The organism is Pseudomonas sp. P4_C3, assembly GCF_056402075.1.
Window position 1 is genome coordinate 1 of record NZ_JBFUIC010000180.1, and the last position, 9,099, is coordinate 9,099.

A 9,099-nucleotide genomic window follows, 5' to 3' on the forward strand; every position below is an offset into this window, starting at 1 on the left:
GGGTACACATAGAGGTAGAGAAATTTTCGAACTTAAAATTTTCCTTTATTTTCAGCGACAAAGAAGAAGGTTCGATTCAGGCTTCACCATGAATATCAAGGGCTTGCGTGAGATACCTCATGCAGGCCCTTAGTTTTTTATTGCCGCAATTCCTATTTTGTAGACGTCACCTTCTTCCCTTTGCGGTTGCGGATGTATTGCTTAGTCATCACTACGGTGGTGTGACCAAGCTGGTCCATTACCTCCCGGATGTTGCCGGTTGACTCAGAAACTGCCCCGTCCTCGGATCGAAGTGGCGCACAAAGTGAACGTGCCTGGAACCGAAGGGCTGGTCGCTGACCCCGGGCCCTCTGATCACCTTGACGCTGTTCATCCGGTGGATTGGTATGAAGTGCCGGTTATCCATTGGTACGAAATGCCGGTTGTGCATTGGCACGAAATGCCGGTTTCCCATATGAAACGGGCCCGTGTGGAAATGGTGGAATTGCCCGCATTGCTGTGGCTGCCCACTGACCAGAACGGTCGGGTGAGGATTTTGACCGAGGCCGCCACCGCTGATTGCCTCCAGGGAGAGGCTGCTTGCCAGAAGCCCCGCGACCAAGAGCAGGAGCTGTTTGAAGATACGCATAGCGCCACCTCTGACGGTCCCCCTGCACTAAATTATAGTGCGCCATGGACCCCGGCCTGGCCTTGGCGCTGAAGTAGACATCTAACCAAACGGCGGGTGAGCAGAAAGTAATAACCTATAAATTACCTTCTAATTCATTGTGTTACAGAGCGGATGTCCTAATTTTTACCATATCTCGGCACGACCCCGAAAAGATGCCGCAAAAAAATCTCAAACCACTGGGTATAAGGCTTGTGGCGGCGTGCCTCGGAAAGAATTGAGGCAGGAATATTCGTGTAAGCCATTGAATTATATGAAGATATCGAGTGGAATTAAAATCCCCCGCTCGTAAGGGCGTGCCGGGTCGATTCCGGCTTCTTACCATGAATATCAAGGGCTTGCGTGAGATACCTAATGCAGGCCCTTTTTCTTTACTCTGCAAAAACCAGCCTCTGCTCCAATCCATCACGTTACGCATCCGAACGGACTACCCGGTCATGCTCACGCAAAAAGAATCACCTCAGGCATGAAGTCCATGCAGGGCCTGGTTTTGCAATAGGGATTTACAAAGCAGTCTCTCAATAAAGGTGACGAGGTCAAGATGGATGTCTTCTGAAGTTTTTGCCTGCAACTGCCGACTCAAGCTCCTTGCAGTAATCGGAGGGCACTTTATGCCCTTATTTTTTTGAGGGTGCTGGATGAAACAAAGACAAGTTTCGCTGTTGGCTCTGTTGTTTATGTTTTTGACAGGTTGCACGACTACGCCACCCAAAGATCAAAGCAATCTCTGCAATATTTACCATGAGTATCCCGACTGGTACGAGGACTCGCTGGAAATGCAGAGTGAATATGGGACGCCTGCGCATGTGGCCATGGCGATAATGAAGCAGGAAAGCAGCTACGTGGCTGACGCATTGCCGCCTCGTGACTACCTGCTCTGGGTGATCCCTTGGGGGCGAGTCAGTTCGGCTTATGGTTATGCGCAGGCTCAAGATCCGGTGTGGGGCGAGTACAAGGGCGATACTGGCAACGGCGGTTCGCGTGACAGCTTCGACGACGCGATCATGTTTATCGGTTGGTACACCACTGGCACCCACCGCCAGCTCGGAATCTCCAAATGGGACACCTACAATCAGTACCTGGCTTACCACGAGGGGCGTGGGGGCTATAGCCGCAATACCTATCGCAGTAAGCCGTGGCTGATGCAGGTTGCCCAGAAAGTGCAAAAGCAGTCAGAGATTTACAGCGCCCAACTCAAGCAGTGCCGTCAAGAGTTGGAAGACGAACGTAGTGGGTGGTTTTAGAGAGGCAATGCCATCGATTCCGTTGCCCGGCGTTATCTGAAACCAAGGGTTCGCGAGCGAACGCTGTGCAAACCCTTGGTTGTTTCTGCTTCATTTCATCTGTCTAGATCGTGGTTGCCTGATGTTTTTCAGGACGCCGGATCTGCCTTGCGGCGATCGCTGCCGGTCGGGTTGCCGGTATCGATCAGCCTTCTTTCCAGCAGTACGTTTTCCAAAGCCTGGCGGTCTGACGGGTTCATTTGATGTTCTCGCTCCTTGAGTTCCAACAGGATCGGGCTGGACCATTGGCGATAGATTTGTTCAGCACTACGATTGGGTGACATGGGTACCTCCTTGATCAGGCTCCTGCCAATAAAGGCGCCGCAGTTCGATACGCAAAATACCCTAGTCGACGAAGCGGGTTCTCGCCACTGCTTTACGTCGGACTTGCATTTCCCCAGATGCCCGTAGCGGCCGTGCGCTGTACGTAGTCGCTAAAGTCGCGTGCCGGCCGACCCAGTGCCCGTTGTACGCCATCGGTCACGGGCGTGTTGCGGCCATCGAGCACAGTCGTGAACAGATACAGCACCAGATCGATCAACTCCGGGGGAAGTTGTTCCTGTTCCAATGCTTGTCGATAGGCATCCGCTGGTACGGCCACGAATTCGATGTTGCGATGGGTGGAGCGGGCGATCTCGGTCACGGCTTCGGCAAAGGTCAGCGCCCGAGGGCCAGTCAATTCATAGAGCTGGTTGGTGTGTCCGGGTTGGGTCAGTGCGGCGACGGCACATTCGGCGATGTCCTCTGCATCGACAAAGGGTTCGGCGACTCGGCCGACGGGGAGTGCGAGTTCGCCTTGCAGAATGGGTTCAAGAAAGTGCGCCTCGCTGAAATTCTGGCAGAACCAACTGGCCCGCAGAATCGTCCAGTCAATCCTGCTGTTCTGTACGACACGTTCGGCCTGTTCTGCTTCGATCTCACCGCGCCCGGATAACAAAACCAGTTTGCGGACTCCGCTTTTCACTGCCAGGTCGGTGAACGCCTGAATGGTTTCAAGGGCGCCTGGAACGGCGAGATCAGGTTGGAAGGAAATGTAGACCGCATGAGCGCCATCTATCACCGCGTCCCAGGTTGATCGATCTTCCCAGTCGAAAGGGGGATTCGCATCGCGGGAGCCTTGGCGAACGGGCAAGCCGGCCGCTTCGAGTCGTTGTGTGATTCGCCGCCCGGTTTTGCCCGTGGCGCCAAGGACCAGTGTGATTGGTTGATCGGTTTTCATCGCGTTCATCTCCATCGGTTAATGTGAGTGATACTCACGTTTAAAAGATGATAGATGCTCATGTTTTGTCGTCAACCCATCAGATCGAATTGCCCGACGTGTGGACATCTGATATTGGGCGTAAGGAGTGGCGATGCTAAGGTGAGTACATGTCACGTTATTGACCGGGAAATTCGCTCGTGCGCAAAAAAACCTCTGAAACCCTCGAACAGCCTGCTGCGCAAGCGGTTCGACGCAATCCCATGCAACAGCGCAGCCGTGAGCGTCAGGAGCGGATATTGGCGATGGCGACTCAATTGATCGCAGACAAGGGCAGCGATCAGCTCAAGATGAGTGAAATCGCCGAGCGCTCCGAAATCTCGATCGGTTCTCTTTATCAGTACTTTCCCGACAAGAGTTCCGTCATCCGGATGCTGGCCGAACGCTACAACGCTGAGAGCCGTCGTTGCATTACAGAGGCAATGGAGGCGGTCGAGGATGCCCAGGGTTTGCAGGCGGCTTATTCGCAGTTGCTCGATCAGTATTACGAGATCGTGATGGCGACACCGGTGATGCGTGACATCTGGTCCGGCATGCAGGCCGACAAACAGTTGTTGCAGCTGGAGCTGGGGGAGAGTCGGGTTGCCGGAGCGCTGTTGGCCCAGGCCATGCTTCGCGTATTTCCGCAAAGCGATGAGCTACAGGTTCAGGAGTCCGCGTTTTTGATTTGGCACCTGGGCGAGGCGACCATGCGGTTGGCTGTCACTTGTACGCCAGAGGAAGGACGCGCGCTGGTCGAGGCGTTCAAGCGCATGTCCCTGCGCGAGGTCATGGACCCAGCGTGCAGGGACATCTAATCGCAGTAAAAGCCTGGCAGTTGTTTCAATTTCCTAAACGAAAGGTTGGCCGGCAAAGCCGCGCGGCAGTCGTTGCAGGCCGGCCATCGCAGTCAGTCGCTCGGTCCAGGCTGAACGCCAGTTATTGGCGGTGTGGACGGCTTTGGCTTTGCGTGCTGCGCGGCGGGCAGCGTTGCGTTCGGTCTTGCGGGCTTCCTTGTATGCGTCGGTGTTTCGGCAGCTTCTGCATTTCACCCGATTGAGTTCGCGGGTCGATACGAGGTTGTTGCCGTTGTGACCGCAGGCCAGGTGCCCGCTGACTTTGAAGTGAGTGACCATTGGAACGTCTCCTTGGTGACGTGTGATCGGTTGACCCCACGTGAGCGGTGACGTTCGTTTGGTTTTGCGCAACAAAAAATCCCGGCGCCAGGTCGGGTTGTGAGAGAGGGTGAAAACCTGGCAGGCAGCCAAACGTTCGGAGACGTCACCGTCACCGATCATGCTGCCCGAATCGGACCTGTCCTCGTACCGCAAATCCGCGACGGATCATCTGAACCGGGGCAGAGGCGGGTCGACAGGTTTGAGTGACGACAGCGTGTGCCGAATCAGCRGCGCGTCCTTCTCGATGTCGTTCAGGCGATCACGAATTCTGAGGGCGGTGGGGTGCCCGCCTTGATGATCGACCCAGTCGGCGATTTCCTTGCAGGCCGCGGCCAAGCGGGCCTGACGGGAGTCCAGCAAGGTGAGCAGGGTGGTGATGGACTCTTTTTCGGACATGGGAGACACCTCCGTTCAAGAAACCTGAGTGTGGCAGCAAAAAGCCCGCCGGGAGCGAGCTTTCTGCCGAATGGGTTACTGATCCTTCTGCAATTTCAGTATAGACCCGTTCAAAAATGGTGACGGGCCGTCAACTTTGTCGGGCTGTCACTTGTGATTTAGCGTTCAACAACCGGCAAACGCGCTGGGCGTCTTCCTCAACATCGTATCCGTCACCGATGAAGCCTTGGGTTCGGGTATCGGCGATGCGGTACCAGGCCGCGGCATCCGGTGGCAGGTGGTCATATTCACCCGCACGGCGGCCATGGATGATGATCCTGTTGCAACGCTTCACTACGAAAATCTCTTCCATGGCGTCTCCGCAGCTGATTCGTGTACAGATCAACTATAGAAGCCATTGGTGATCGTGCAAAAAACAGGCAGGTTAATTCGTCGGCTCAGGTGCCGCCGGATTTACGCCAGCACCGCGACCGCTTTGATTTGTGCCCAGAGTTGCTGACCGGAATGGACGTTCAATTGGTCGCGGGAATAACGCGTGATCCGTGCAAGCAGCGGCGAGCCTGCGGCGTCCAGGCGAATCAGCACATGGGCGGCGTTGTCGGCATTCATTTCACTGACCACCGTGACCGGCAGGCGATTGAGAATGCTGCTTTGCTCGGCACTGTGCAGGCTCAGGCTCACATCCCGCGCCTGGACCTTGCAGCGCAGTGTCTGACCCGTATCCATCGGTGTGTGAGGCACACGAATGTTGAGAGTGGTGTCGGGCAACTGCAGGCTGAGCAGTTGATAGTCGGCGTCATAGGCGCTCACGCGACCTTCGATCACCACACCGGCGTCATCCCCCATTGCCAGCGGCAAGTCGAGGCGCGCCAGGGTCTGGCCGATCGGGCCGCTGGCCAGCGCTTTGCCGTTGCTCAGCAACACGATATGGTCGGCCAGCCGCGCAACTTCATCCTGGGAGTGGCTGACGTACAGCACCGGGATGTCGAGTTCGTCGTGCAGACGTTGCAAGTAGGGCAGGATTTCACTTTTGCGCTGGGCATCGAGCGCGGCCAGAGGCTCGTCCATCAACAGCAGTTTCGGGCTGGTGAGCAGTGCGCGGGCCATGCCGACGCGCTGTCGCTCACCGCCCGAAAGGTGTTGTGGGTGCCGGTCCAGCAAATGGCTGATGCCCAGCAACTCGGTGGCGTGGGCCATATCGACCCGACGCTGCGACTTGGGGATGCGCTTGAGGCCGAACTCCAGGTTGGCCAACACCGACAGATGAGGAAACAGGCTGGCTTCCTGGAACACGTAGCCGAGCGCGCGTTTGTGCGGCGCGACGAACACCCTGTTTTCGCTGTCTTGCCAGACTTCATCGTTGACCTGGATAAAGCCTTGATCGGCCCGTTCCAGGCCGGCAATGCAGCGCAGGCAAGTGGTCTTGCCCGAGCCGGAGTGACCGTAAAGCGCAGTGACGCCACGCCCCGGCAGTTGCAGGTCGACGTCCAGGGCGAAGCTCGAGTAGCGTAGTTTCAGGCGCATTTGAATCATCGATCAGCTCCAGCCCACTTTGGTTTTTCGGCTGGAATACAGCGCCAGCAAGACGACAAACGAGAACATCAGCATCGCCCCGGCCAGCCAATGGGCCTGGGCATATTCCATGGCTTCGACGTGATCGTAGATCTGCACCGAGACCACGCGGGTCTTCTCGGGAATGTTGCCGCCGATCATCAGCACTACGCCGAACTCGCCGACGGTGTGAGCGAAGCCGAGAATGGCTGCGGTAATGAAACCGGGGCGGGCCAGGGGCAGCGTCACGCTGAAAAAGGTGTCCCAGGGATTGGCCCGCAGCGTCGCGGCCACTTCGAGCGGGCGCGTGCCGATTGCGGAAAATGCGTTTTGCAGCGGCTGGACCACGAACGGCATCGAATACAACACCGAACCGATGACCAGCCCCGCAAAACTGAAGGTGAGGGTGCCAAGGCCGAGTGATTGGCTGAGCTGGCCGATGTACCCGTGAGGGCCGAGCGCCAGCAACAGATAAAAACCAATCACTGTCGGCGGCAGCACCAGGGGCAGGGCAACAATCGCCCCGACCGGGCCGCGCAGCCAGGAGCGGGTGCGCGCGAGCCATAGCGCAATCGGAGTGCCGACAATCAGCAGGATGACGGTCGTCAGGGACGCCAGTTTCAGGGTCAGCCAGATGGCGGAATAATCGGCACTCGATAGCGACATTTAGATTTCGTAACCGTAGGACTTGATGACAGCTGCCGCTTTCGGCCCCTTGAGGTAGTCAACCAGTGCCTTGGCGGCCGGGTTGTCCTTGCCCTTGTTGAGAATCACAGCGTCCTGTTTGATCGGGTCGTGCAGACTGGCTGGAACGATCCAGGCCGAACCGCTGGTGATCTTGCCGTCCTTGTAGATCTGCGACAGGGCGACAAAACCCAACTCGGCATTGCCGGTGGAGACGAATTGGTAGGCCTGGGTGATGTTCTGGCCTTCAACGATCTTCGCTTTGACCTTGTCGGTCAGACCTTCCCTGGCCAACACCTGGGTCGCCGCCAGGCCATACGGTGCAGCTTTCGGGTTGGCGATGGACAGGTGCTGGTATTCGTTCTTTTTCAGCACATCGCCCTTGGCATCGACGTAGCCTTCTTTGGCCGACCATAGCGCCAGCGTACCGACCGCGTAAGTGAAGCGCGACCCCTTGACGGTATCGCCTTCGGCTTCAAGTTTTTGCGGGGTGCTGTCGTCTGCCGAGAAGAACACTTCGAACGGCGCGCCGTTTTTGATCTGGGTGTAGAACTGGCCGGTAGCGCCAAAGGATGCGACCAGTTTATGCCCGGTGTCTTTTTCGAAATCAGCGGCGATGGCCTGGATAGGCGCGGTGAAGTTGGCAGCGACAGCCACCTGGACTTCGTCCGCCTGGGCTGAGCCCAAGGCGAATACGGCGAGAAGGCTTGTCAGGCAGGCAGGGGCAAAACGTGAGGCACCAATGGTCATGAAACGGCTCCGTTAAAGGCAATTGCAGCAGGTTAATCGTTATGTACAAAAATATATAGCGAATTGCCTTTGAACGGAATGTGCTGTCACAAAACTGTATACAATTTTAACGCAAGTGCTGCTCAGGGGTGACGTAGCAGTCTGGCTAATCCTTCTTCAGCCAGTTGTCGAGTGAGTGCCGCGGTGGTCAATTCAACCCCGAGGGTAAAGGCCTGGCCGGCCCAGAGGTTGCTGAAGTCCGCTTCACCTTTGGYCCGCAGAGGCATCAGCGCGCCACCGGCAAGGGGGAAGGCCGGGGCCTTGGCGCTCATGGGCCCCAGTTCACGCATCACCCGATTGAGGATGCCCCGGGCCGGGCGACCGGTGAACACGTTGGTGACGGCCGTCTCGCTTTCCCTGGCGGTGCGCAAGGCTTTGTGATGGGACGGACTGACCTTGGCCTCTGGGGTGAACAGGTACGCCGTACCCACCTGCACTGCCGAAGCGCCCAGCATGAAGGCGGCGGCGACGCCTCGTGCGTCAGCGATGCCGCCGGCGGCAATCACCGGCACTTTCACCGCATCGACGACTTGCGGCACCAGGGCGAAAGTCCCCACCTGACTGCTCAGGTCATCGCTGAGAAACATCCCGCGATGGCCCCCGGCTTCGTAGCCCATGGCAATGATTGCATCGCAGCCATGCTGCTCAAGCCACACCGCTTCTGCGACGGTGGTGGCCGAGGACAGCACTTTCGCACCGGTGGCTTTGACCCGGTCAAGCAGGGATTTTTCCGGCAGGCCAAAGTGAAAACTCACCACTTCAGGGCGAAACGCTTCGACCACTTCGCAGGCGGCGTTATCGAATGGCGCCCGGTTGGACACCGGTGTTGGCGCATCAAAGTCGGCGCCGAGTTCCTGGTAGTAGGGTTGCAGCAGGTTTTTCCAGTCCTGCGCGCGTTGTTCATCAGGGGCTGGAGGCTGATGACAGAAGAAGTTGACGTTGATCGGGCGCTGGGTGTGTTGGCGGATGGTTTTCAGCTCTTCGCGCAATTGATCCGTGCTGAGCATCGCCGCCGGCATCGAGCCCAGCCCGCCGGCATTGCAGGCTGCAATCACCATGGACGAGTTGGTGGCACCGGCCATCGGCCCCTGAATGATCGGCAGTTCGATCCCGAGCAGGTCAAGAATGCGGGTATCTGGCCATTGGTTCATGTGCTGTGTTCTCCGACATTGAAGCAGGGCAGGGACGGTAGAACAGGATTTGTAACGCAACGACTGGCGCAAGGCCAGTCGTCATTTCAGCGGCTGAGGCTTTTTCAGCGTCGGTGGAAGCCGCCACCCCCACCGCCGAAGGAGCGATTCATAAACCCGGAAG

At 57.3% G+C, this 9,099-nt stretch carries 12 protein-coding genes; 3 read left to right on the forward strand and 9 right to left on the reverse strand.

The window, feature by feature from the left end; translation table 11 throughout:
- Positions 1 to 259 precede the first annotated feature (259 nt).
- The gene (locus AC1DVH_RS21705) at positions 260 to 700 is read left to right on the forward strand and encodes a hypothetical protein (protein WP_477755533.1); all 441 of its coding nucleotides are present in this window, start codon (positions 260 to 262) and stop codon (positions 698 to 700) included.
- A gap of 605 nt (positions 701 to 1,305) precedes the next feature.
- Entirely contained in the window at positions 1,306 to 1,911 is a 606-nt protein-coding gene (locus tag AC1DVH_RS21710; RefSeq protein ID WP_477755534.1) for a transglycosylase SLT domain-containing protein, read from the forward strand.
- A 128-nt stretch (positions 1,912 to 2,039) separates the two neighbouring features.
- Here AC1DVH_RS21710 and AC1DVH_RS21715 read toward each other — a convergent pair whose 3' ends face one another.
- Together AC1DVH_RS21715 and AC1DVH_RS21720 are read right to left on the reverse strand one after the other, a co-directional pair.
- Positions 2,040 to 2,234 (reverse strand): hypothetical protein, encoded by a 195-nt coding sequence (locus AC1DVH_RS21715; RefSeq protein ID WP_477755535.1) that lies wholly within the window; start codon positions 2,232 to 2,234, stop codon positions 2,040 to 2,042.
- Between the two features lie 92 nt (positions 2,235 to 2,326).
- On the reverse strand, positions 2,327 to 3,169 hold the full coding sequence (locus AC1DVH_RS21720) for an NAD(P)H-binding protein (RefSeq protein ID WP_477755536.1): 843 nt from the start codon (positions 3,167 to 3,169) through the stop codon (positions 2,327 to 2,329).
- A 179-nt stretch (positions 3,170 to 3,348) separates the two neighbouring features.
- On the opposite strand from AC1DVH_RS21720, the gene AC1DVH_RS21725 reads away from it, so the two are divergent.
- Positions 3,349 to 4,005 carry a TetR/AcrR family transcriptional regulator gene (locus AC1DVH_RS21725; protein ID WP_477755537.1) on the forward strand — a complete coding sequence of 219 codons (657 nt, stop codon included), beginning with the start codon at positions 3,349 to 3,351 and terminating at the stop codon, positions 4,003 to 4,005.
- Positions 4,006 to 4,038: 33 nt separating this feature from the next.
- Here AC1DVH_RS21725 and AC1DVH_RS21730 read toward each other — a convergent pair whose 3' ends face one another.
- The 7 genes from AC1DVH_RS21730 to AC1DVH_RS21760 all read right to left on the reverse strand — a co-directional run bounded on the left by AC1DVH_RS21730 (position 4,039) and on the right by AC1DVH_RS21760 (position 8,936).
- Entirely contained in the window at positions 4,039 to 4,323 is a 285-nt protein-coding gene (locus tag AC1DVH_RS21730) for a hypothetical protein (RefSeq protein ID WP_477755538.1), read from the reverse strand.
- A 207-nt stretch (positions 4,324 to 4,530) separates the two neighbouring features.
- The gene (locus tag AC1DVH_RS21735) at positions 4,531 to 4,761 is read right to left on the reverse strand and encodes a hypothetical protein (RefSeq protein ID WP_477755539.1); all 231 of its coding nucleotides are present in this window, start codon (positions 4,759 to 4,761) and stop codon (positions 4,531 to 4,533) included.
- A gap of 130 nt (positions 4,762 to 4,891) precedes the next feature.
- Positions 4,892 to 5,113, reverse strand: a complete 222-nt coding sequence (locus AC1DVH_RS21740; protein WP_477755540.1) for a hypothetical protein — start codon at positions 5,111 to 5,113, stop codon at positions 4,892 to 4,894.
- Positions 5,114 to 5,214: 101 nt separating this feature from the next.
- Complete coding sequence (gene modC / locus AC1DVH_RS21745) at positions 5,215 to 6,294, reverse strand: molybdenum ABC transporter ATP-binding protein (RefSeq protein WP_477755541.1); 1,080 nt, start codon at positions 6,292 to 6,294, stop codon at positions 5,215 to 5,217.
- Positions 6,295 to 6,297: 3 nt separating this feature from the next.
- Positions 6,298 to 6,978, reverse strand: a complete 681-nt coding sequence (gene modB / locus AC1DVH_RS21750) for a molybdate ABC transporter permease subunit (protein ID WP_477755542.1) — start codon at positions 6,976 to 6,978, stop codon at positions 6,298 to 6,300.
- Positions 6,979 to 7,746 carry a molybdate ABC transporter substrate-binding protein gene (gene modA / locus AC1DVH_RS21755; protein ID WP_477755543.1) on the reverse strand — a complete coding sequence of 256 codons (768 nt, stop codon included), beginning with the start codon at positions 7,744 to 7,746 and terminating at the stop codon, positions 6,979 to 6,981.
- A 122-nt stretch (positions 7,747 to 7,868) separates the two neighbouring features.
- Complete coding sequence (locus AC1DVH_RS21760; RefSeq protein WP_477755544.1) at positions 7,869 to 8,936, reverse strand: NAD(P)H-dependent flavin oxidoreductase; 1,068 nt, start codon at positions 8,934 to 8,936, stop codon at positions 7,869 to 7,871.
- Positions 8,937 to 9,099 lie beyond the last annotated feature (163 nt).

Bases quoted from the DNA above. Each gene is read 5' to 3' on its own strand.
- AC1DVH_RS21730 (WP_477755538.1), bottom strand. From the start codon at position 4,323: ATGGTCACTCACTTCAAAGTCAGCGGGCACCTGGCCTGCGGTCACAAC.
- AC1DVH_RS21710 (WP_477755534.1), top strand. From the start codon at position 1,306: ATGAAACAAAGACAAGTTTCGCTGTTGGCTCTGTTGTTTATGTTTTTG.
- AC1DVH_RS21740 (WP_477755540.1), bottom strand. From the start codon at position 5,113: ATGGAAGAGATTTTCGTAGTGAAGCGTTGCAACAGGATCATCATCCAT.
- AC1DVH_RS21715 (WP_477755535.1), bottom strand. From the start codon at position 2,234: ATGTCACCCAATCGTAGTGCTGAACAAATCTATCGCCAATGGTCCAGC.
- modA (WP_477755543.1), bottom strand. From the start codon at position 7,746: ATGACCATTGGTGCCTCACGTTTTGCCCCTGCCTGCCTGACAAGCCTT.
- AC1DVH_RS21720 (WP_477755536.1), bottom strand. From the start codon at position 3,169: ATGAAAACCGATCAACCAATCACACTGGTCCTTGGCGCCACGGGCAAA.
- modC (WP_477755541.1), bottom strand. From the start codon at position 6,294: ATGATTCAAATGCGCCTGAAACTACGCTACTCGAGCTTCGCCCTGGAC.
- modB (WP_477755542.1), bottom strand. From the start codon at position 6,978: ATGTCGCTATCGAGTGCCGATTATTCCGCCATCTGGCTGACCCTGAAA.